The 21,748-nt window shown below is 73.8% G+C and carries 14 protein-coding genes and 1 tRNA gene; 10 read left to right on the top strand and 5 right to left on the bottom strand.

The annotated features are described in order from the left end of the window. Nucleotides 1-20 precede the first annotated feature (20 nt). Nucleotides 21-1,169 carry a S1 family peptidase gene (locus ACFUJY_RS17080; RefSeq protein WP_383299761.1) on the top strand — a complete coding sequence of 383 codons (1,149 nt, stop codon included), beginning with the start codon at nt 21-23 and terminating at the stop codon, nt 1,167-1,169. 69 nt (nt 1,170-1,238) lie between these two features. On the opposite strand, the gene ACFUJY_RS17085 is transcribed toward ACFUJY_RS17080, so the two are convergent. Both ACFUJY_RS17085 and ACFUJY_RS17090 read right to left on the bottom strand, forming a co-directional pair. Continuing rightward, the gene (locus tag ACFUJY_RS17085) at nt 1,239-1,679 is read right to left on the bottom strand and encodes a GNAT family N-acetyltransferase (protein WP_383299764.1); all 441 of its coding nucleotides are present in this window, start codon (nt 1,677-1,679) and stop codon (nt 1,239-1,241) included. Nucleotides 1,680-1,785: 106 nt separating this feature from the next. Then, nucleotides 1,786-1,858, bottom strand: a tRNA-Val gene (locus ACFUJY_RS17090). Between the two features lie 106 nt (nt 1,859-1,964). On the opposite strand from ACFUJY_RS17090, the gene ACFUJY_RS17095 reads away from it, so the two are divergent. Continuing rightward, entirely contained in the window at nt 1,965-2,582 is a 618-nt protein-coding gene (locus ACFUJY_RS17095) for an NUDIX domain-containing protein (protein WP_383299767.1), read from the top strand. A gap of 37 nt (nt 2,583-2,619) precedes the next feature. Here ACFUJY_RS17095 and ACFUJY_RS17100 read toward each other — a convergent pair whose 3' ends face one another. Both ACFUJY_RS17100 and ACFUJY_RS17105 read right to left on the bottom strand, forming a co-directional pair. Next, nucleotides 2,620-3,669, bottom strand: a complete 1,050-nt coding sequence (locus ACFUJY_RS17100; RefSeq protein WP_383299770.1) for a PhlD — start codon at nt 3,667-3,669, stop codon at nt 2,620-2,622. Nucleotides 3,670-3,780: 111 nt separating this feature from the next. Then, nucleotides 3,781-4,611: a helix-turn-helix transcriptional regulator gene (locus tag ACFUJY_RS17105; RefSeq protein WP_383299772.1), complete on the bottom strand. Its 831-nt coding sequence runs from the start codon at nt 4,609-4,611 to the stop codon at nt 3,781-3,783. Between the two features lie 723 nt (nt 4,612-5,334). On the opposite strand from ACFUJY_RS17105, the gene ACFUJY_RS17110 reads away from it, so the two are divergent. Continuing rightward, nucleotides 5,335-5,538 (top strand): cold-shock protein, encoded by a 204-nt coding sequence (locus ACFUJY_RS17110; protein ID WP_018552900.1) that lies wholly within the window; start codon nt 5,335-5,337, stop codon nt 5,536-5,538. Between the two features lie 75 nt (nt 5,539-5,613). Here the strand turns inward: ACFUJY_RS17110 and ACFUJY_RS17115 are convergent, their stop codons facing one another. Continuing rightward, the gene (locus ACFUJY_RS17115) at nt 5,614-6,219 is read right to left on the bottom strand and encodes a hypothetical protein (protein WP_383299776.1); all 606 of its coding nucleotides are present in this window, start codon (nt 6,217-6,219) and stop codon (nt 5,614-5,616) included. 400 nt (nt 6,220-6,619) lie between these two features. Between ACFUJY_RS17115 and ACFUJY_RS17120 the strand changes: the two genes are divergently transcribed. The 7 genes from ACFUJY_RS17120 to ACFUJY_RS17150 are packed head-to-tail and all read left to right on the top strand — an operon-like array spanning nt 6,620 to nt 21,742. Continuing rightward, nucleotides 6,620-9,808, top strand: a complete 3,189-nt coding sequence (locus ACFUJY_RS17120) for an amino acid adenylation domain-containing protein (protein WP_383299779.1) — start codon at nt 6,620-6,622, stop codon at nt 9,806-9,808. Then, nucleotides 9,805-15,345, top strand: a complete 5,541-nt coding sequence (locus tag ACFUJY_RS17125; RefSeq protein ID WP_383299782.1) for an amino acid adenylation domain-containing protein — start codon at nt 9,805-9,807, stop codon at nt 15,343-15,345. Before ACFUJY_RS17120 ends, ACFUJY_RS17125 begins: the two co-directional genes overlap by 4 nt. Beyond that, nucleotides 15,342-16,832: a class I adenylate-forming enzyme family protein gene (locus ACFUJY_RS17130; RefSeq protein WP_383299785.1), complete on the top strand. Its 1,491-nt coding sequence runs from the start codon at nt 15,342-15,344 to the stop codon at nt 16,830-16,832. The genes ACFUJY_RS17125 and ACFUJY_RS17130 overlap by 4 nt, the downstream gene beginning before the upstream one ends. Next, entirely contained in the window at nt 16,829-19,864 is a 3,036-nt protein-coding gene (locus tag ACFUJY_RS17135) for an amino acid adenylation domain-containing protein (protein WP_383299788.1), read from the top strand. Before ACFUJY_RS17130 ends, ACFUJY_RS17135 begins: the two co-directional genes overlap by 4 nt. Further along, a complete protein-coding gene (locus tag ACFUJY_RS17140; RefSeq protein ID WP_383299791.1) occupies nt 19,861-20,070 on the top strand; it encodes an MbtH family protein in 210 nt (69 codons plus the stop codon). The genes ACFUJY_RS17135 and ACFUJY_RS17140 overlap by 4 nt, the downstream gene beginning before the upstream one ends. Beyond that, complete coding sequence (locus ACFUJY_RS17145) at nt 20,067-20,327, top strand: acyl carrier protein (protein WP_383299794.1); 261 nt, start codon at nt 20,067-20,069, stop codon at nt 20,325-20,327. Before ACFUJY_RS17140 ends, ACFUJY_RS17145 begins: the two co-directional genes overlap by 4 nt. Further along, entirely contained in the window at nt 20,324-21,742 is a 1,419-nt protein-coding gene (locus ACFUJY_RS17150) for a condensation domain-containing protein (RefSeq protein WP_383299796.1), read from the top strand. Before ACFUJY_RS17145 ends, ACFUJY_RS17150 begins: the two co-directional genes overlap by 4 nt. Nucleotides 21,743-21,748 lie beyond the last annotated feature (6 nt).

Raw genomic sequence — 21,748 nt, forward strand, 5'->3', positions numbered from 1 at the left:
ACAACAGAAGGGCCAAGACCTTGAGACGCTCCACAGCCTTGAGGACCGCACTCTCCGCCGTACTCCTCCTCGGAGCCTGGGCGGGCGCGGGCTTCCCCTCGGCCTCCGCCGCCGACACGCCCGCCGCCGCACCCGCACCCGCATCCGACGGCCTGCTCGACGCCATGCAGCGCGACCTGGGCCTGACGGCACGTCAGGCCAAGGTGCGGATCGCCCAGGAGAAGACCGCCACCGCGCTCCAGCCCAAGGCGCGCCACGCCGCGGGGCCGGCGTACGGCGGCTCCTGGTTCGACCCCGCGACCGGTGGTCTCACCGTCGCCGTCACCGACGCCGGACAGGCGGACGCCGTGCGGGCCACGGGTGCCGCCGTACGGATGGTGACCCACACCGAGAAGCGCCTCGACTCGGTCAAGGCGAAGCTGGACAAGCTGAACGCCCCGCAGGGGGTCAGCAGCTGGCACGTCGACCCCCGCACCAACTCGGTCGTGGTGGACGTCGTCGCCTCACAGCGTGCTGACAACGATGTCCAGGCCTTCCTGCGGAAGGCCGAGGCGGCCGGCCCGGTCACCGTCGAGCAGACCGCCGAAGCGCCGCGCACCTTCTCGGCCGGGACCGTGGGCGGCGACCCGTACTACACGGGCAACGTCCGGTGCTCCATCGGCTTCTCCGTCTACGGCGGCTTCGTCACGGCCGGCCACTGCGGCCGGGCGGGTGCCGGGGTCAGCGGCTGGGACGGCTCCTTCATAGGCAACTTCCAGGGGTCGTCCTTCCCCGGCGACGACTACGCGTGGGTCAGCGTGGGCAACGGCTGGTGGACGGTCCCCGTCGTCCTCGGCTGGGGCACCGTCTCCGACCAACTGGTCCGCGGCTCCAACGTGGCCCCGATCGGTGCCTCGATCTGCCGCTCCGGCTCCACCTCGCACTGGCACTGCGGCAATGTGCTCGCCACCAACGACACGGTGAACTACGCGCAGGGCGCGGTCTACCAGATGACCAAGACCAGCGTCTGCGCGGAGGGCGGTGACTCCGGCGGCTCCTTCATCAGCGGTGACCAGGCGCAGGGTGTCACCTCGGGTGGCTGGGGCAACTGCAGCTCCGGCGGCGAGACCTGGCACCAGCCCATCAACGAGATCCTGAACCGGTACGGGCTGACCCTCCACACCGCCTGACCGAGTTCCGCGGAACCCGGGGCCTGCCGAGCGGGACGGCGGGCCCCGGTGCGCGTGCGCGCGGAGCCGTCAGGCGAGCCGCAGGTCGATGAACGGCACGGTGTCGCCCGGCAGGACGTAGCGCTCGGTCTCCACGAAGCCGTTCCGCAACGCGAACCGCAGGCCCTCGGGGTTCGACTCCAGGACACACGTCTCGATGACCTCGGCGCCGAGCCCCCGGGCCAGCTCCAGCCCGTGCGCGTACAACTGCTGGCCGAACCCCCGGCCCCGGTGTTCGAGCAGGACGCGGGCGATCACGGTCCCCACCGGGGCGTCCGCGCCGGGCGGGCGCACCGTGGAACACCCCACCAGGACATCCCCCGCGTAGGCGACGCACAGCCGGTTGCGCCCCGCGCGCTCCGTCACGTCCGCGAACGACAGGGTGGCCGTCGGGATGACGGTGTTGTGGACGAACCGCCAGTCCAGGAGCGAGGCGTCGCCCTTCACCGGTTCGATACGAAGATCGGTCATCGCGTCAGGAAACCGGTCCCGGGCCCGTGCGTCAACCGGCGCAGGCCCGGTCGCACCCGGGACGGCGTCAGCCACCGGAGGCTCCCGCTGCCGGAGGCAGGACGGGGCGGGCCGACCGGATTCGAACCGGCGTGCTCCTACATGTCGTGAAGGCGCGACGACCACTGCGCTACGGCCCACCCCGCAGAGCAGCCTACCGGTCGGGCGGCCCGGTAACTCCCGCGGCGTCACACCCCGTTCTCCCGGCACACCTTCACAGGGCGGGAGATACCTGAGGAGGCCCAAGTGACCACAGTGACCGGATTCGGCTCGACGCAGACCGGTGCCGCACCCGCGCCCATCCGCAGAGTGCGCGAAGTCCCCGTCTTCCGCAGCCGGTACGGCACGTTGTTCAACGACGACGTCGTCGCCCCGTCCGGAGCCACCGGACAGTACCTGCGCTGGCAGGCGCGCAAGGAAGGGGCCGTCGTCGTCCCGGTCGGCCCGGCCGGCTACGCCTTCGTGGCGAGCTACCGCTACCCGATCCAGGCCACTTCCGTGGAGTTCCCCCGGGGGTCGAGCGAGGGCGGGGAAGGGCTCGCGGCGGCGGCCGCCCGCGAACTGCGCGAGGAGACCGGGCTCGTCTGCGCGTCCCTGCGGCCCCTCGGCGTCATCCACGCCGACACCGGCATCCTCGCCGCTCCGGTCCAGGCGTACGTGGCGGAGGTGGACGGGGCGGCCGGAGGGCCGGCGGAGCCGGAGGCGATGGAATCCCTCAGCGAACCCGTCTGGGTCACGCCCGGCGAGCTGCCCCAATGGCTGGCCGAGGGGCGGATCACCTGTGGCATCACCCTCGCGGCGCTGGCGCTCCTCCAGGCCCGCTGTCCGGCACCGGCGGACATCCGCACGGTCGGGAGGTCCTGAACCTTCATCCTCCCCGACGCGGCCCGGCCCCGGCCGCTCAGGCGGTCCAGGTTCCGCGCAGCGCGGCCGTGGCGAAGCCCGGCCCGTACGCGACGGTGATCCCGTCGGCGCCGGCCGGCGGCGGCTCGGCGTGGGTGCGTTCGAGGATGCGGAGTACGGAGACACCGCCGAGGTTGCCCTCGTCGGTGAGGGTGGCGGTGGAGTGCCGGGTGTCGTGGGCGTCGAGGCCGAGCGCCGTCGCGGTGTCGCTGATGATGCGCGCGCTGCCCGGGTGGATGACCCCGAAGTCCACGGAGGTCCGGCCGAGCCAGTCCAGCAGACCGGGCAGCACGTCGTCCGCCGCGCTCAGCGCCTCCTTCGTGCTGTCGAAGTGGAATCCGGCCGGATCGACGCGGCCCGCGTACCGGGTGAGGCTGTCCGGCAGCACGTGCTCATAGGTGTCGGCCGGGGAACCCACGCGGAAACCGGGGCCCAGCGGGGCGTCGGTCACGAGGGTCGCCGCGGCGCTGTCCCCGAACAGCACCTTGTAGATCATGTGCTCGACCGCGTCGTCCTGGTGGTTGTACACGGCGGAGATGACCTCGGCGGCGACCACCAGGACGGTCGCGCCGGGTCTCGCGGCCACCAGGTCGACGGCCCGGATCAGCGCCTGGGTGCCTCCCGCGCACGCCAGCGTCGTCAGGGCGATCCGGCGGACGTCCGGCCGCAGGCCCAGCCGGTCGATGAGGTGGATGTCCATGTTCGGCACGGACCAGCCGGTCGAATGCGTCGTGATGACCGCGTCCACCTCACCCGGCTCCACCCCGTACGCCAGGAGCACCTTTCGTGCCGCCTGCTCCGCCATGTCCAGCGCGTCGGTGAACGCCGCCGCCGCCCGGGCCGCGACACCGGCGTCCCCCGACACGGTCGGCGCCGCCAGCGGCCGGGTGAAGTACCTGCTGCGCACCCCGGTGTTGGCCACGATGCGGAGGATCGCGGCGAGCCGCGGGTGGTCCGGGTGGTGGGCGCGGATATCGTCCGCGATCTCCCCGGTGGTCACTTTGTGGGCGGGGAACACGGTGGTGGGGCGGGCTATGTAGGCAGGCACGACATCCTCCGGCGGGCACGGTGCGGCGGCGATGTGGGGGTGGGCACAACCTAAGCCACGAACGGCCGTGCCGCCCTGATCACAACACCGCGGAGAGCCGGAGGGAAGTGTTCACGGCGCGCGCAGCACCGGAACGCGTGTGTGCGCGCGCCGCGCACCCGCGTGGAAGACGAGAACGATCATGCGCGCGCCGGGGGCCGCCATGGGCTGAGCCGCGCACATCGTCACCCACCCCGGACCGTCGACGGCATGGCGGATGGGCCGTTCGTCGCCGTCGGGATGGATGTGCGCGCCGCCCGACTCCCAGATCGGCGCACACTGCGGATCGGCCAGCACGTCCTTCTCGAGCCGGCGGAGCACCTCGTCGTCGGGCCGGCTGGCGAGCGCGGCCCGCAGCTGCGGCACGACCAGCGGGGCCCAGGCGGTGTCCCAGTCGATGAGCATCTCGCGGCCCTGCGGTTCGAGGAGCATCCACCGCATGGTGTTGGTGGGCACATCTCCGGCGGGGAACAGCCGCGCGAACTCGTCGTTGTGCGCGATGAGCTCCCAGGAGGCGTCGGTGATGTAGGCGGGATGGGTCATCCCGTCGATGGCCTCCTGCCACACACCCGGCACCTCCTTGCCCGAGCGGGCGGTGAGCGGGCCCGGCGGGTCGCCTATCCCGGCGTACCGGCACAGCGACACCCACTCCTGCTCGTTGAGGGCGAAGAGCATCGCCACATCACGGAGGAAGCCGGTGTCCGGCCTCGGCCAGGCACCGGACTCCAGCCGGCGGTAGGTGCCGGGGGTGCGGTGCAGCAACTGGTCGACCTGGTGCTGGGAGAGTCCGGGTGCGCGGCGCCCCTGGCGGGACGAACGGTGGAAACCGTGTCCGGTGGGGTCGATCAGTGCACGACGGACTCTGAGCAGTGTCCGCAGTGCCGTCTTGTCGGTGTTGGTCATGCGATCAAATCCCCCGCGTATGGGCCCGGTTGCGCGGGCGTGAGCCTAATTGGCGCGACGTGGCTTAGCGCTAAAAACTGGACGTAGAAAACAGTCTGTTTACCTTCCATGCTGGACCGCGTGAGGCAGTGGACCGCGGCTCTTCGGGGCGGTGGGCCCACGCCTGACGTGCGGTCTTCCTGCTGTCCTCTCCTGGCAATGTTCGCAGCCGGAATTCCGCACCCGTTCAGAACGGTGGCGGGAAGGGCTTGACCAGCAGACCGTAATTCGCTCCTTGGAGGGGCGGACAGTGCGGCACGGTCCGCTGATCTGGCTCTTTCCGTCACCCACCTCGGTCTCCCGGGCCGAGGCGGGGCGGTACTCGGTGCGGTCGGCAGCCCCCCTGCCGACCGCACCATTTTCATCCCGGCGGGCACTGCTCCATCCGGAGCCGGGCCGTCACCCCGCGGTGCTCCGGTACGGTGACGCCGCCGCGGAGGCCGCCACTGGCCCCGGTTCCTCGTGCGGACGGCCCCATCAGCGGCTTTCCCCGGCATCCGGCGCGACGCGAAGTCGTTGCTCTCTGGTGGAGAGGGGTTTCGCCATGTAGCGTCACTGCCGGAAGTCGTGGTTCGCCGAAACCGCCCGTGCTCCGGCGCGGGCGCCTTGCTGTGCAGGGGGGCGGACCGGGACGCCAGTGGGACCGCGTGGTGCGGCTCCCGATATCGACTGAGAGGCACCGGCATGGCCAGCGGAACCGTCAAGTGGTTCAACGCCGAAAAGGGTTTCGGCTTCATCCAGCAGGACGGCGGCGGGCCGGACGTCTTCGCTCACTACTCGAACATCAACGCCACCGGCTTCCGTGAGCTCCAGGAGGGCCAGGCGGTGACCTTCGACATCACGCAGGGCCAGAAGGGCCCGCAGGCGGAGAACATCACCGCCGCCTGACGCCGCGGTACCACCGTCCGGCCCCCCGGGAGCACGCTCCCGGGGGGCCGGACGTGTGACACGGCCACGCGCCTCTCAGCCGGCCGCCGGGGCCTCGCCGCCCTCGGACGCGGCCGGTGCGGTCGCGGTGTACATGGCCGTACCCTTCTGGATGCCCTTGCCGACGGCGCCCCGCTTCACCATGGTCTCCAGGGTGTTGCGCACCACCTGCACCGAGGTGCCGCGCTCCGGGTGCGCCTCGGTGAGGTCCGCGTGCACCTCGCGCACCAGGCGCGGTTCGCCCACGGGCATCAGGGCGCGGATGAGCTGATGCAGGGGAACGCCCGCCGCGGACGCCGCCTTCTTCCTGCCGCTGGTCCTGGCCCGGGACGGCCTCGCCTTGGCGCGTCCGGCGGGCCGGGGGCCCGGGACGGGGGTGCCGGCGGGGGCGTCATCTCCCGCAGGCTTCTCCTCGGTGCGCGGCGCGCGGCGCGGCCGAGGGGGCATCGTCTCTCCCGGAAGTGCGGCCTGCATCCCGGTCAGCCAGGTCTCGTCCGCCTCGAGCTGTTCCAGGCGGGCCCGCAGCCGCTCGATCTGCGCGGCCAACTCCTTCTGCTCCGCACGGTTGTCGGTGAGATCGCTGGCGAACCGCTCGGCATACATCGTCTGTACGCTCTGCGACGCGCTGTCCGCGTTGTTCATGCTGGTCCACACTCCTCGGGCCGGGGGTTTGCTGTCGCACGCCCCCATTCACCACCCGGAAGGACGCGAAAGGCGCAATTTGTGCCCAAGATCCAGCCGAAGGGATGAATGCCCGGCTGAGGACAAGAGTGCTCCCTCCGGCTGGGAGCTCACGGCGCTCGGATTTCACAACTCCGTTTGTGTGTACAGGTCTTGCATTGACGGACGCGTGTGCTGTTCATAACATCGCAACACCTGAAGCCGTGAATTGACCGGATCTCGCCGTTGGCGAGACCGTTCGGCCGCCGCGGTATCCCCGTGCCGTCGCGTCGCTCCGTCCCCCCCCACATGCTCCACACGTCCCCATTGACCTGAAGCAACCGCACACCACGCCGCTCGGCGTGCGCGCCGAGGGAGTCGGATGAGTACCCAGGCCGTCCAGTCGTACCTGACGCGTGGCCAAAAACGTCTGTGGTTCCTGCACCAGATGGACCCCGACGACGCCTCGTACAACATTCCGCTCGTCCTGCGCCTCTCCGGAGAACTGTCCGAACCCGCCCTGTGCGCGGCCTTCGACGCGGTGACCGCCCGGCACGAGGCGCTGCGGAGCCGCTTCCCCGCCGAGGACGGCGAACCGGCCGTCCTGGTGGCCGCACCGGGCCCCGTGGACGTGGAGCGCCGCGACCTGCGCGGCGGGGGCGACCGAATCGAAGCGCTGATCGCCGAGCGCACGAACCGCGCCTTCGACCTCGCCCGGGGCCCGTTGCTGCGCGTGGCCCTCTTCCGTACGGGAGACACCGAGCACGTCCTGTGCGTGGTCCTGCACCACATCGTCGCCGACGGCTGGTCCCTCAACGTCCTGCGCGACGAGCTGGCGGCGCACTACACCGCACACCTCCGGGGCACCACCGCCGACCTGCCCGCCCCACCCGCGCACCCGGCCGAGCAGGAGCGGGACGCGGACGAGGCGCAGGCACGGGAAGCCCTCGCCTACTGGCGGGAACGGCTGGACGGCGCGCCCGCCCTGGAACTGCCCCTCGACCGCCCCCGCCCCGAACACCCCTCGCCGGAGGGCGCCTTCCACACCCAGCTCCTCACCGGAGCCGGGCCCCTGATCGACGCCCTGGCCCGGGCCCGGCGCTGCACCCCGTTCATGGTGCTGCTCGCCGCCTACCAGGCGACCCTGCACCGCTGCACCGGGCAACGCGACTTCTGCGTCGGCGTCCCCACGGCGGGCCGCGCCGGCCCCGACGCCGAGCAGGCCATCGGCTACTTCTCGCGGACCCTGGTCCTGCGCTCCGACCTGTCCGGGACGCCGACCTTCGCCGACCTCCTCCGCCGGGCCCGCACCACGGTGCTCGGCGCCTTCGCCCACGACCGCGTTCCCTTCGAGGAACTGGCCGAATCCCTGCGCCTGGACCGGGACCCCGGGCGCACCCCGCTGTTCCAGACGATGCTCACCGTCCACACCCAGGACGCCGGTCTGCTGCGCGACGCATCCTTCGCCGGTCTCGGCTGCACCGAACTCGACCCCTCGATGCGGGCCTGCAAGTTCGACCTCACCCTGGACGTGCGCCGGGACGGCGACGACGTGGTCGCCGTCTTCGGCTACCGCACGGACCTGCTCGACGGGGACCGGGTCGCCCGCCTCGCGCGCTGGTTCGAGACGCTGCTGCGCGGCGCGGCGGACGGCCCTGACACCCCGGTCCACCTCCTGCCGCTGCTGGACGAGCCCGAGCGCGCCGCCCTGGACGCGGCCGGCCGGGGCCCCGCCCTGCCCGAGGGCCCGTCCACCGTGCACGACGCCATCGCCCGGACCGTACGCGACCGCCCCGGCGGCGAGGCCCTGCGCGGGCGCGACGACTCGCTCTCGTACGCCGAGCTGTGGCAGGGCGCGGGCAGACTCGCCGGACGGCTGACCGCGGACGGGGTGCGGCGCGGGGACACCGTGGGCGTGCTGCTGCCGCGCGGGCCGCGCGCCGTCGTGGCGATGCTCGCCGCCTGGCGCGCCGGTGCCGCCTACCTCCCCCTGGACCCCGACTACCCGCCCGCCCGGATCGCGCACATGGTCGCCGACAGCGGTGCGCGCACCGTCCTGACCTCGCGCGACATCCCACCGCCCGAGCTGCCCGGGAGCGTCCGGACCCGGTACGTGGAGGACGGCGACGACACCGGTCCGGCGGGGGAGGGCCCCACCGTGCCCCTCCCCGACGACCCCGCGTACCTCGTCTACACCTCCGGCTCGACCGGCAGGCCCAAGGGCGTCGTCGTGCCGCACCGGGCGCTGGCCGAGCGGGTGCGCTGGATGCGCGACGGGTACGGGATCACCGCCCAGGACCGCGTCCTGCACTGCGCCTCGCTCAGCTTCGACACCTGCGCAGAGGAGCTGTTCCCCGCGCTGGCGGCCGGTGCCACCCTCGTCGTGGCCGACGCCGGCGCCACCCTGCCCGACCAGCTGACCGAGGACTTCACCGCCGACGTCACGGTCATGGACCTGCCCACCCCGTACTGGCAGCACCTGGTCGGCGACCCGGACGTCGTCGCCTGGCCGGACGGGCTGCGCCTGCTGATCCTGGGCGCAGACCAGGTCCAGGCCGCCGCCGTGGGCGCCTGGCGCGAGCGGTTCGGCGACCGGGTACGCCTCGTCAACTCCTACGGCCCCACCGAGACGACCGTCATCGCCACGACCGCCGACCTCGGCGACGCGGACACCCGCGCCCGGCCGCCCATCGGCACCCCGATCGGCGGCGTCACCGCGACCGTGTGCGACGAGTACGGCGCCCCGGTCCCGCCCGGCACCCCGGGCGAACTCCTCCTCGGCGGAACCGGGGTGACCTACGGCTACACCGGCCGGCCCGGCGCCACCGCGCGCGCCTTCGTCCCCGACCCGTACGGTCCGCCCGGCGCGCGCCGCTACCGGACCGGCGACCTGGTGCGCCGGAGACCCGACGGAGCCCTGGAGTTCCTGGGGCGGCTGGACGGCCAGCTCAAGGTGCGCGGCTACCGCGTCGAGCCCGGCGAGACCGAGAGCGCGCTCCTCGCGCAGCCCGGGATCGCCGAGGCGGTGGTCGTCGCCCACCGCGACACGCTGGTGGGATACGTCGTCCCCGCTGCCGAGGCGCCTGATCCTGGACAGTTGCGGAGCGCCGTGGGAGCGCTCCTACCGGCCCACCTCGTGCCCGCCGCCGTCCTCGTCCTGGACCGGCTGCCGCTCACGCCCAACGGCAAGCTGGACCGCGCGGCCCTGCCCGCCCCCGAGCAGCGCCCCGAACTCCGCGCGAGCTACCTCGCCCCGCGCACCGAGGCGGAGGAACTGGTCGCCGACATCTGGCGCGAAGTGCTGGACATCGACCGGGTCGGCGCCCTGGACGACTTCTTCGACTTGGGCGGGCACTCCCTGCTCGCGACCCGGGTCATCGCACGTGTCCGAGCCACCGCCGAACTCACCGTCCCCCTGCGCACCCTCTTCACCCACCGCACGGTCGCCGCCTTCGCCGAGGCGGTGGAGACGGCCCTGATGGCCGAGATCGACGCCCTGTCGGACGAGGAGGCCGCCGCCCTCCTCGCATCGGACGGCGCCACCCTGAAAGGAACCGGTACGCCGTCATGAGCGACACCACCACGCCCCCCGCCGGGCTCTCCGACGCCAAGCGCGCTCTGCTCAGCCGCCGGCTCAAGGCGGGCCGGGCCGCCGCGTCCCGTCCCGTCGTCCCCCGGAGACCCGAGGGCGCCCTGCCGCCGCTCTCCTTCGCGCAGGAACGCCTCTGGTTCATGGAACAGTTCGCGCCCGGCACCGCCGCGTACAACATCCCGGTCGCCCGCAGGCTGCGCGGCGAACTGGACCGGGAGGCGCTGGCCCACGCCCTGGACGCGGTCATCGCCCGGCACGAGACGCTGCGCTCCCGCTACCCGGTGACCGACGACGGCCGCCCGGTGCTGGAGATCGCCGCGCCCGCGCCCGCACCGCTGCCCCTCGTAGAGGCCCAGGACGAGGAGCACGCGGCCCGGCTGGTGGACGAGGCGGGGGCCGAGCCCTTCGACCTGGCCGCCGGTCCGCTGCTGCGCAGCCTGCTCGTACGCGTGACCGACCGCGACCACATCCTGCTGCTCGTCGTCCACCACAGCGTCAGCGACGGCTGGTCCAGTGAGATCCTGATCTCCGAGCTCCTGCGCTGCTACGCGGCCCGCGTCGAGGGGGAGGGCCACCCGCTGCCCGAACTGGTCGTGCAGTACGGCGACTTCGCCCAATGGCAACGCGACCGGCTGAGCGGGGACGCGCTCACCGCCGAAGTCGCCTACTGGGCGGACGAGCTCGCCGGAGTGGAACCGCTCGTCCTGCCCACCGCCCGGCCCCGTCCGGCGCGGCAGACCTTCGACGGGGCGGGCTACGGCTTCCAGGTGGAGCGTGAACTCCTCGACCGGCTCGCCGCCCTCGGCAAGGCGCACGGCGCCACGATCCACATGGTGCTGCTGGCCGCCTTCCAGGAACTCCTGGCCCGGTTCAGCGGCCAGCGCGACTTCGCCGTCGGATCACCCGTCGCCGGCCGCCCCGAGCCGGAACTCGAGGGCCTGGTCGGCATGTTCGTCAACGTCCTGGCGCTGCGCGCCCGGCTCGACGGCGACCCCACCTTCGCCGAACTCCTGGAACGCACCCGCGAAACCTGTCTGGAGGCGTACGCACACCAGGAGCTGCCGTTCGCCCAGCTGGTCACCGAACTGCACGTGGAACGCGACGTCTCCCGCTCCCCGGTCTTCCAGGCGGTGCTCGCGGTCCAGAACTACGCCACCGGGCGCCAGGCCACCGCCGCCCCGGGGCTCGATGTGGAGACCTACGGCCTGCGTGCCTCGGGCACCCGCTTCGACATCGAACTCTTCCTGATGGAGTGGCCGGACGGGCTGCGCGGAGCCTTCAACTACCACACCGACCTCTTCGCCGAGGAGGACGTCGCCCGGCTCGCCGCCCACCTCGACCGGCTGCTGCACGCGGTGGCCGACCGCCCGGACGTGCCGCTGTCCGGAATCGACACGCTCTCGGACGGCGAACACACCCTGGAGACACAGGGCTTCAACCGCACCGAGGCGCAGGTACCGGCCGATGCCACGCTGGTCTCCCTCATCGCCGAGCAGATCGCGCGCACCCCCGACGCCACCGCCGTGACGGCCGGCGACCGCAGCCTCACCTACGCCGGCATCGACGCCGCCGCCGACCGCATCGCCGCCCGGCTCGTCGCGGCGGGCACCGGCCCCGGTGACGTCGTCGCCGTCGGCGCGGAACGCTCCCTCGACCTGGTCGCCGCGCTCCTCGCCGTCCTGCGCACCGGCGCCTGCTACACCCCGCTTGACACCGAGTACCCGCCCGAACGGCTCGCGTTCATGCTGGACGACAGCGGCGCGCGGGTGCTCCTGACCCAGCGGTCCGTCCCCGTCCCCGAGGGCTGCCGGGCTGCCGTCCTCTTCCTCGAAGACGACGATCCGCACCACGGGAGCGCTCCCACGGCACGGGTGGGGGCTCCCGCACCCGACGATCCCGCCTACCTCATCTACACCTCCGGTTCCACCGGCCGGCCCAAGGGCGTGCCGAACACCCACCGCGCCATCGTCAACCGCCTGTTGTGGATGCAGCGGAGCTACCCCATCGGCCCCGGGGACTCCGTGCTCCAGAAGACGCCGGCCGGATTCGACGTCTCCGTCTGGGAGTTCTTCTGGCCGCTGATGACCGGCGCGCGCCTCGTGCTGGCCCGTCCCGGGGGCCAGAAGGACGCCGCCTACCTGACCGAACTCATCCGCTCCGCGCCCGTGACCGTCGCCCACTTCGTCCCCTCGATGCTGCCGCTCTTCCTCGCCGAGGAGGGCGCGGGCCGGTGCACGGCCCTGCGCCGCGTCGTGTGCAGCGGCGAGGCGCTGCCCCCCGACACGGCGCGCGCCTTCCGCGAGGCGCTGCCCGGCTGCGCCCTGGCCAACCTGTACGGACCCACCGAAGCGGCGGTCGACGTGTCGGCCTGGGAGTGCGAGGAGCCGGCCGACGTCGTCCCCATCGGCTTCCCGGTCGACAACATCCGCCTCTACGTCCTGGACCGGGCGCTCCGACCGGTGCCCCCGGGCGCGCCCGGGGAGATCCACATCGCCGGGACCGGGGTCGCGCTCGGCTACCACCGGCGACCGGGGCTCACCGCCCGCCGGTTCGTCCCCGACCCCTACGGGCCGCCCGGATCGCGGCTCTACCGCACCGGTGACCTGGGCAGACGCCGCCCCGACGGGGCCCTGGAACACCTCGGCCGGATCGACCAGCAGGTGAAACTGCGCGGCCTGCGCATCGAACCCGGCGAGATCGAGTCCGCCCTGCGCGCCCTGCCCCCGGTGAGCGAGGCGGCCGTCGTCGTGCGCGAGGACACCCCGGGCGACAAGCGGCTGGCGGCCTACCTCGTCACCACCGGGGACGAGCCCGCGCCCGACCCGGGGGACCTGCGCACCGCGCTCAAGCAGGTGCTGCCCGATTACATGGTGCCCGCCTCGTTCACCGCCCTGCCCGCCCTTCCCCTCACGCCCAACGGGAAGCTGGACCGCCGAGGGCTGCCCGCCCCGCAGGTCCACCGGGCGACCGGAGCGGCCGGCGCGCCCGGGACCCCGGCGGAGCGGGTGCTCGCGGCCGTCTGGGGCGAGGTGCTCGGTCTCGACGAAGTCGGGGTGGACGAGGACTTCTTCGACCTCGGCGGCCACTCGCTGCTCGCCACCCAGGTCGTCGCCCGCGCCCGCAGGCTGCTCCCGGAAGCGGGCGCCCGGCCGGTCAGTGTGATGGACCTGTTCACCTGCCGGACCGTCAGGGACCTCGCCGCCCTGGCGGACACCCCGGAGGAGGCCCGGGGACCCCGCAGACTGCTGCACCGCCTCACCCCCGAGGCCCCGGCCGGACGCCTGCGCGCCACCCTGGTCTGCGTCCCGTACGGCGGGGGCAGCGCGGTCGTGTACCAGCCCGTCGCCGATCTCCTGCCCGAGGGCTACGAGTTGTGGTCGGTCGCCATCCCCGGCCACGACGTCGGTGTGACCGAGGAACACCTGCCGTTCGGGGAACTCGCGGAGAACCTGGCCGCCGAGATACGCGAACGGGTCCGCGGCCCGCTGATCGTGTACGGGCACTGCGGTGTCGGCACCGCGCTGGCCGTGGCGACCGCCCGGCTGCTGGAGGCGTCGGGCCGCGAGCTCGAAGCGGTGTACGCGGGGGCGCAGTTCCCCTTCGCCAAGCCGCGCGGGAGGGTACTCGGGGCCCTCTCCAAGGTGGCCTCCCTGGAATCGCTGCTCGGCAACCGGGTGTACGTCAACTGGCTCACGGGCATGGGTGTGGACACCTCCCAGTTGGACCGGGAGCAGACCGAGTTCATCGTGGGCAACATGCGCCGCGACAGCCAGGCCGCCGAGGAGTACTTCACCGGGGCCATCGCGGACGTCGAGGCCGGCGCCCCGAAACTGCGCGCCCCGCTGGTCTCGCTCGTCGGCGACCGCGACCCGGCCGCCGACTTCTACCAGGAGCGCTACCGGGAGTGGCTGCTCCTCGCGGAGCGCTCGGCGGTCGCGGTCATCGACCAGGGCGGCCACTTCTTCGTGAAGTACCGGGCCGCCGAGGTCGCCGAGGCGGTGACGCACGTCCACGAGGCGATCCGCGCGGAGAGCACCGCGACCCTGCCCGCGCGCTCCCCGGACGCGGCCTGGTGGTTCCATGCCGAGACCGGGCCGCCGGGTGACGCCGAGGCGGCCCCGGCGGACGGCGGCGAGGCGCGGGCCCCGGGCGCCCCCGCACCGGGTGCCGCACGCTTCATCGCCGTCGTGATCGGGCAGCTGGGATCGATCGTGGGTTCCGCGCTCACCGAGTTCGCCCTGCCCATCTGGATACTGCTGGAGACCGGTTCACTCACCCGGTTCGCGCTGTACTCGGTCGTCGCGATGCTGCCCGGAATCCTCGTCGGCCCGCTGGCCGGCGCCGTCGTGGACCGGTTCGACCGGCGCAAGGTCATGCTCGCGGGCGACCTCGCGGCGGGACTCAGCCAGGTGGCCATGCTGTGCCTGCTGCTCGGCGGTGTGCTGGACACCTGGTACCTGTACGTGCTGCTGGGCGGCCTCTCGGTGGCGCTCACCTTCCAGCGCCTCGCGTACAGCTCGGCGATCCCGCAGCTCGTCCCCAAGCGCTATCTCGGCCACGCCAACGGCATCGTCCAACTCGCCTTCGGCACCGCACAGTTCGTCGTGCCGCTGGTGGCGGTGGCGCTGATGGCGGGCATCGGTATGCGCGGCATCCTGATCCTCGACATCGCGAGCTACGTGGTCGCGGTCGCCGTACTCGTCTGCGTGCGGTTCCCCCGCACCCTGCCCTGGACCCGCCGGGAACCGGTCGTCGAGGAGATCAAACAGGGCTTCGCGTACACCTGGCGGCACCGGGGCTTCCGCTCGATGCTGCTGTGGTTCGCCGCGCTCAACCTCTTCCTGTCACCCCTGTTCCTGCTCGTGACGCCCCTGGTGCTGTCCTTCGACACCCTGGACGGGGCGGCGGCGGTGGCCACGGCGGGCGGTGCCGGAGCCGTCGCGGGCGGCCTGATCATGGGGGTGTGGGGAGGGCCCCGCAGACACCGGGTGCGCGGCATGCTCGCGCTGGCCGGGCTGTTCGCCCTGGCCGGGGCGGTGACCGGGCTGCGGGCCGACCTCTGGGTGATCGGCGCCGGTGCCTTCGGGATGTCCTGCACCATCGCCCTGGTCAACGGCGTCTACTCGACCATCGTCCAGGTGAAGGTCCCGCAGCGCTTCCACGGCCGCGTCTTCGCCCTGAACACCATGGTCGCCTGGTCCACCCTGCCCCTCGGCCACGGACTCGTCGCCCCCCTGGGCGCCCGGCTGTTCGACCCGCTGCTGGCCGACGACGGGGTCCTGGCCGACAGCGTGGGCCGGGTGCTGGGCACGGGGCCGGGGCGCGGGATCGGGCTGATGTACCTGCTGTGCTGCCTGATCATGCTGGCGCTGGTGGCCCTGGCCCTGCGGCTGCCGGTCCTCGCCCGCTTCGACCGCGACGTGCCGGACGCCGAACCCGACGACCTCATCGGTCTCCGGGAACGCGCCGCCGCCCTCGCGGCCTCCGCGCCCGTTCCCGCCGGGGCCGACCGGTGAGCCCCGCCGCGCCCCCGCGCTCCCTGATCGAGCTGCTGGTCCACCGCGCCGCCCTCCACCCGGACCGCGTCGCCCTCCGCAACGGGCCGCGCGCCCTGGACTTCGGCACCTGGCGCGACCGGGCCGCCGCCCTCGCCCACGGCCTGCTCGCCCGGGGTCTGCGCCCCGGCGACCCGGTCGGGCTGCGCTACGGCAGCACGGAGTGGACCGACTACGCGGTCGCCTACTGCGGGGTGCAGTGGGCCGGCGGCATCGCCGTACCCCTGTCCGACCGGCTGGCTCCGGCCGCCACCGCGCACATCGTCGAGAACAGCCGGTGCGCGGGCGTCCTGCACGGAGCGAGCGGACCACCGCCCCGGCTGCCCGCGCAGGCGTGGCAGGCGTCCGCGGAGGACATCGAGACCGGGACCGGGGACGGCCTGCCGCTGCCCGGGCCGGCCGCACCCGCGCAGTACCTCTACACCTCCGGCACCACCGGCCTCCCCAAGGGCGTCCGGGCCACCCACGCCAACCTCGCCCACGGCTGCACCCTGGACGAACGCCGCCGGCCCCTGCGCCACTCGCGCGCCTTCCTGCACGCCTTCCCGATCGGCACCAACGCCGGACAGACCATGCTCGTGAACTGCCTGGACACGGCGGCCACCGGTGTCGCCGCCCCGCAGTTCACGCCGCTGCGGTTCGCCCGGCTCATCGAGGAGCACGCCGTCGGCAGCGTCTTCCTGGTGCCCGCCACCGCCATCGAACTCCTCGCGTCCACCGCCCTGGCACGGCGCGACCTCAGCACGGTCAAGCTGGTCGGCTCCACGGCGGCGGCACTCCCGCAACCCGTCGCGCTACGGCTGGCGCAGGCGTTCCCCGGGGCGCAGATCGTCAACTACTACACCTCGACCGAAGCCGCACCCGCCCAGATCACCCTGCTCTTCGACCCCGACCACCCCGACTCGCCCGGCCGGCCCGCCTCCCTCGACCACCTGCGCGTCACCGGCGCCGACGGGCGCCCGGCGGCCACCGGTGAACCCGGCGAGATCTGGCTGCGCTCACCCACCGCGCCCCGCGCCTACCTGGGCGCACCCGACGCGGACTCCGAGGTCTTCCGGGGCCGCTGGGTGCGCATGGGGGACATCGGGCGGCTCGACGCGGACGGCTACCTCCACCTGCTCGACCGGGAGCGCGACGTCATCAAGTCCGGCGCCCACAAGGTGTCCACGATCCAGGTCGAGAACGCGCTCCACGCCCACCCGGACGTCGCCGACGCGGCGGCCTTCGGCATCCCGCACCCCGTACTGGGCAGCGTGGTCGCCGCCGTCGTCGTACCCCGGCACGGCGAGCCGGACATGCCCCGGCTGCGGTCGTTCCTGCTCGACCGGCTCGCCGCGCACGAGCTCCCGGCCCGCATCCTCTTCCGCGCCACCCTGCCCCGCAACGAGGGCGGCAAGGTCCTCAAACGTGAACTCCACCGGCTCCTGGACGACGAGGCGACCCCATGACCCCCTCTTTCGAAGCACCGGCCCCGCTCGACCCGGCCCAGCACGGGCTCTGGGTCACCGAGCAGACCCTCGACACCGGTTCGGCGTACCACCTCAGCCTGGCCCTGGACTTCCGAGGCCCCCTGGACCCGGTGGCCATGGCGGCGGCCTGGGACGACTACGCGAGGTCCGTCCCCGTGCTCACCTCCCGGACCGACCCCGCCGGGCCGCACCTGGTCCCGGACGAGGCACCGCCCCTCCGGGCGGTCCCGGCCGCCCCCGGCGACCTCGGCAAGCTCCGCGACGAGGAGACCGCGGTCCCCTTCGGGCCGGGCGAGACCCTGGTACGCGCCACGCTGTTCACCACCGCCCCGGACCGGCATCTGCTGCTCGTGGTCGCCCACCACCTCGTCTTCGACGGCGAGTCCAAGGACCTCCTGGTCGCCGGACTGGCCCGGGCGTACCGGGCGGTGACGGGGGAGAGCCCGCCGCCCGCCGCGGCCGAGGAGCCGACACCCCCGCCGCCCGTCTCCGAGGCGGCCGTCCACGACGCCGCCCGCTACTGGGCCGGCCGCTGGCACGACAGCCCCTCGCCCGCCCTCCCCGGCCTCACCGCCCACCACGCGGACCCCGTCGCCCCGGCCCCCGGCAGCGCCTGCGGCTTCCGGCGCGACGGAGAACGGCACGCCCGCCTGGTCACCGCCGCCGCCACGCTCGGCGTCACCCGGTTCGAACTCCTCACGGCGGCCTGGCACGCCCTGCTGCTGCGCTACGGCAACACCGCCCCCGCCACCGCGATCGAACTCTCCACCCGCGTGCCCGGCGGACCCCGGCAGGTCGGCCTGCACGTCAACGAACTGCCCCTCTTCACCGACCCGCGCCCGGAACTCGCCTTCGCCGACTTCGCCCACGAGGTCCGGGCCGCACTGCGCGCCCTCTACGCCCACCGCGCCGTCCCCCTCAGCCGTGCGGTGCGCGGGCTCACCCCGCGGACCGCCCTCTGCCCGGTCTCCCTCAGCTACCGCCGGCGCGACACCTCCCGGCCCGCCGACTTCGGCCCCGGCCTCGACGTGCGCACCGAGTGGACCGGCTTCGCGCACACCGCACGCAACATCGCCCACCTCCACCTGGTCGACGCCCCCGACAGCCTGGAAGGCAGCCTCCAGTACCGCACCGCCGCCTTCGAGGGCGAGGCGCCCAGCCGCGTCCTGGACCACTTCCTCACCCTGCTCGACGGGGCCCTGGCCGCGCCGGACACCGCCCTCGGCCGCCTGCCGGTCCTGCCGCCCCGGGAACGGACGACGCTGCTCGCCGACACCACCCGCACCCCGGACCACGGCCGCGCCACCCTGCCCGCGCTGTTCGCCGCCCAGGCCGCAGCGACCCCGGACGCCGTCGCCGTCATCGAGGGCGACACCACCCTCACGTACGCCGAACTCGACGCCGCCGTCCGCCGCCGCGCCCACCGGCTGCGCGCCCAGGGGGCCGGGCCCGGCGCCCTCGTCGGCATCGCCCTGCCCCGCTCGGCCGCCCAACTCGTCGCCGTCCTCGGCACGCTCGCCGCCGGTGCCGCCTACCTGCCACTGGACCCCGACCACCCGGCGGAGCGCCTGGCATTCCTCCGCACCGACTCCGGGATCACCCTGGAGACCGCCACCGATCCGAGGCGGGAGGACCTGGAACGGCTGCCCGACGCCCCGGCGGCGCCCGCGCCACCCGCCCTCACGGACCCCGCCTACGTGCTGTACACCTCCGGTTCCACCGGTGTGCCCAAGGGCGTCGAGGTCTCGCACGCGGCCCTCGCCAACCTCCTCACGGCCCTGCGGGACACCACCGGCACCGGGACCGGCAGCCGCTGGCTCGGACTCACCTCGCTCTCCTTCGACATCTCCACCGTCGAACTCTTCCTCCCCCTGGTCACGGGCGGCACCGTCGTCCTCGTCCCCGAGGGCCGTCACCGCGACGGCACCGCGCTCACCGCACTCGTCGCACGGCACCGCCTCACCCACGTACAGGCCACCCCCAGCGGCTGGCGCACCATGCTCGCCGCCGGACTCCACGCACCGGACCTGGTGGCCCTGACCGGGGGAGAGGCCCTGCCCGACGCCCTCGCCCGCGAACTGCGCTCCGCCGTCGGCCGGCTGGTCAACGTGTACGGGCCGACCGAGACGACGGTCTGGTCCACGGCCGCCGAGCTCGAACCCGACGACCCGGTCACCATCGGCCGCCCGCTGGCCAACACCCGCACCTACGTCCTGGACGCCCGGCTCCAACCCCTGCCGCAGGGGCTGACCGGCGAGCTGTACATCGGCGGCGACGGTGTCGCCCACGGCTACCGGGGCCGCCCCGGACTCACCGCCTCCCGCTTCGTCCCCGACCCGTTCGGTCCGCCCGGCGCCCGCCTCTACCGCACGGGCGACCTGGTCCGGCTCACCGCCGACGGCCGCATCGCCTTCGCGGGCCGGTCCGACACCCAGGTGAAGGTGCGCGGCCACCGCATCGAACTCGGCGAGATCGACACCGCCCTCGGCAGCCACCCGCACGTCGCGCAGGCGGTGACGGTGCTGCGGGGCGCCCCGGACGGTGAGTCCGGACGGCTGGTCGCCTACCTGGTGCCGGCCCCGGCCGGCGCGGCGCCGACGCCCGTTACCCTGCGCGATCACCTCGCCCGCAAGCTGCCCGCGGCGGCCCTGCCCGACGCGTACGTGACCCTCGACGCCATGCCGCTCACCCCCAACGGCAAACTCGACCGGGCCGCCCTGCCCGAACCGCCGCGTGAACGGGCCGCCGGCGGCGAAACCCCCGAGCACGGAGCCGACGAAGGCGTCACCGCGACCGTCCTCGCCATCTGGCGGGAGGTGCTGGACCTCGACGACCTCGGCGCCGACGAGGACCTGTTCGACCTCGGCGGCCACTCCCTCACCATCACCGCCATCGCGGGCCGCATCCGCAAGGAGTACGGCGTCTCCGTGCCCTTCGACGTCTTCTTCGACCACCCCACCGTCCACGGCGTCGCCGCGTGCGTCGCCGCACTCATCGAGGAGAACCAGTGAACACATCCGCCCTCCGCTATCTGGTGGCGGTCAACGACGAGGAACAGCACGCCCTCTGGCCCGCCGGCACCCCGTTGCCCGCCGGCTGGCGGGCGGAGGGGTTCAGCGGCACCGAGGAGGAGTGCGCGGCCCACGTCGACCAGGTGTGGCCCGACATCAGGCCCCTGAGCCTGCGCCGCCGACTGGCCGGCGAGGAGGACAGTTGAGCACCGCCCAGGACCCGGCCACCGAGGAACGCGCACGGCTCGCCGGGCTGATCAGCGATGCCATGGACGGGCAGCTCGCGGCGGCCGAGATCCTCACCGCCCGCGGCACCCTCACCGAACTCGGTGTCACCTCCCTGGCGTTGCTGCGGCTCGCCGACACCCTGGAGGACGAGTACGGCATCGAACTCGACCTGGCGGACCCGGCGTTCTACCAGGAGAGCGTCGACAGCCTGGCGGCCAGGCTGGTGACGGGATGACCGGCCTCGCCACCGCCCGCACCCTGCACATCCCCTTCGCGGGCGGCAGAGCGGGCACGGCGCCCCTCACCTGGGGCCAGCGGGCGATCTGGAACGCGATCCTGCGCACCGCGCCCAACGACGTCTACTTCAACATCGGGCGCCTCCTCCCGCTGGCGGAGCGCGGACGGGTGACGGACCTGCCCCGGCTCGCCACCGCGCTCGCCGCCCTCCTCGAACGCCACGAGGCGCTGCGCACCCGGCTGTACGACGGCGAGGACGGCGACCCCCGCCAGTCGCTCACCGACTGCGGGGCCCTGCCGGTCACCGTGGTGGACGAGCCCGACCCCGACCGGACCGAAGCCACCGCACGTGCGCTGCTCGACGAGATGACCGCCACCCGCTTCGACTACGCGCGGGAGTGGCCGCTGCGCGTCGGCGCCGTCTGCCACCGGGGCCGGGTGACGCACGCGGCCCTGGTCCTCTGCCACCTCGCGGCCGACGGCCACGCCGCCGAGCAGGTGGTACGCGACCTGCGGCTGCTGGTGCGCCGGGGCTCGGCCGGGCGGCCCCCGCGCACCAACCCCCTCGACCTCGCCCGCTACCAGCACGGACCGGCCGGTGTGCGGCGCAGCGAGCGGGCCCTCGCCCACTGGGAGAGCTTCTACCGGACCATGCCGCCGACGATGTTCCCCCGGCAGGCCGCCGCACCCCGCACACCCCGGTTCTGGAGCGGCCGGCTGGTGTCCGAGGCGCTGATGAGCGCGACGGACACGCTCGCGGCCGCCCACCGGGTCAGCGGATCGACGGTCCTGATGACCGCCCTGGCCGCCCTGGTCGCCGCCGAGGGCGGGCACCGGGCGGCGGCCATGATGCCCATCGTCGCCAACCGGGCCGCCGAGGACCGGCGGGACCTGGTCGCGATGCTCTCCCAGGACGCGCCGTTCCTGCTCGACACGACCGGCGCGGAACGGTTCACGGACCTCCTCCCCGTGGCCTGGCGCGCGGCCCTGGCCGGATACCGGGCCGCGTCCTACGACCCGGTCGCCTGGGAGGCCCTGCGCGAACGCGTCGGCCGCGAGCGCGGCACCGCCGTACACCCGTACTGCTGCTACAACGACCAGCGGTTCCACGTACGCCCGCCGGACGAAGGGCCGCCGCCGGGCGCGGCGGAGCTGCGCGCGGCACGGGCCCGTACCGCGTTCGGCTTCCCGGCCACCGAGGACAAGCTGGGCTGCCGGTACTGCGTCCACGTCACCGAGGAGGAGGGCGTCCTCGCCGTCATGCTCACCGCCGACACCGCCTACCTCCCGCCGCCCAGGATCAGGGCGCACCTGTGGGCGCTGGAGGAGGTGGTCGTCGCGTCGGCGTGCGGCGAGGCCCCGCTCCTCGCCGGCCTCCCGGCTCTCCTGGCGCGCGCGGAGGCCGCCGCCTGATCGCCC

Origin of the sequence: Streptomyces sp. NPDC057249 (genome assembly GCF_042669245.1) — a bacterium.
Taxonomy (GTDB): domain Bacteria; phylum Actinomycetota; class Actinomycetes; order Streptomycetales; family Streptomycetaceae; genus Streptomyces.

Excerpts from the sequence above, each read along its gene's own strand:
- ACFUJY_RS17150 (WP_383299796.1), top strand. The coding sequence starts at position 20,324 with ATGACCGGCCTCGCCACCGCCCGCACCCTGCACATCCCCTTCGCGGGC.
- ACFUJY_RS17105 (WP_383299772.1), bottom strand. The coding sequence starts at position 4,611 with ATGACCAACACCGACAAGACGGCACTGCGGACACTGCTCAGAGTCCGT.
- ACFUJY_RS17125 (WP_383299782.1), top strand. The coding sequence starts at position 9,805 with ATGAGCGACACCACCACGCCCCCCGCCGGGCTCTCCGACGCCAAGCGC.
- ACFUJY_RS17110 (WP_018552900.1), top strand. The coding sequence starts at position 5,335 with ATGGCCAGCGGAACCGTCAAGTGGTTCAACGCCGAAAAGGGTTTCGGC.
- ACFUJY_RS17115 (WP_383299776.1), bottom strand. The coding sequence starts at position 6,219 with ATGAACAACGCGGACAGCGCGTCGCAGAGCGTACAGACGATGTATGCC.
- ACFUJY_RS17135 (WP_383299788.1), top strand. The coding sequence starts at position 16,829 with ATGACCCCCTCTTTCGAAGCACCGGCCCCGCTCGACCCGGCCCAGCAC.
- ACFUJY_RS17120 (WP_383299779.1), top strand. The coding sequence starts at position 6,620 with ATGAGTACCCAGGCCGTCCAGTCGTACCTGACGCGTGGCCAAAAACGT.
- ACFUJY_RS17085 (WP_383299764.1), bottom strand. The coding sequence starts at position 1,679 with ATGACCGATCTTCGTATCGAACCGGTGAAGGGCGACGCCTCGCTCCTG.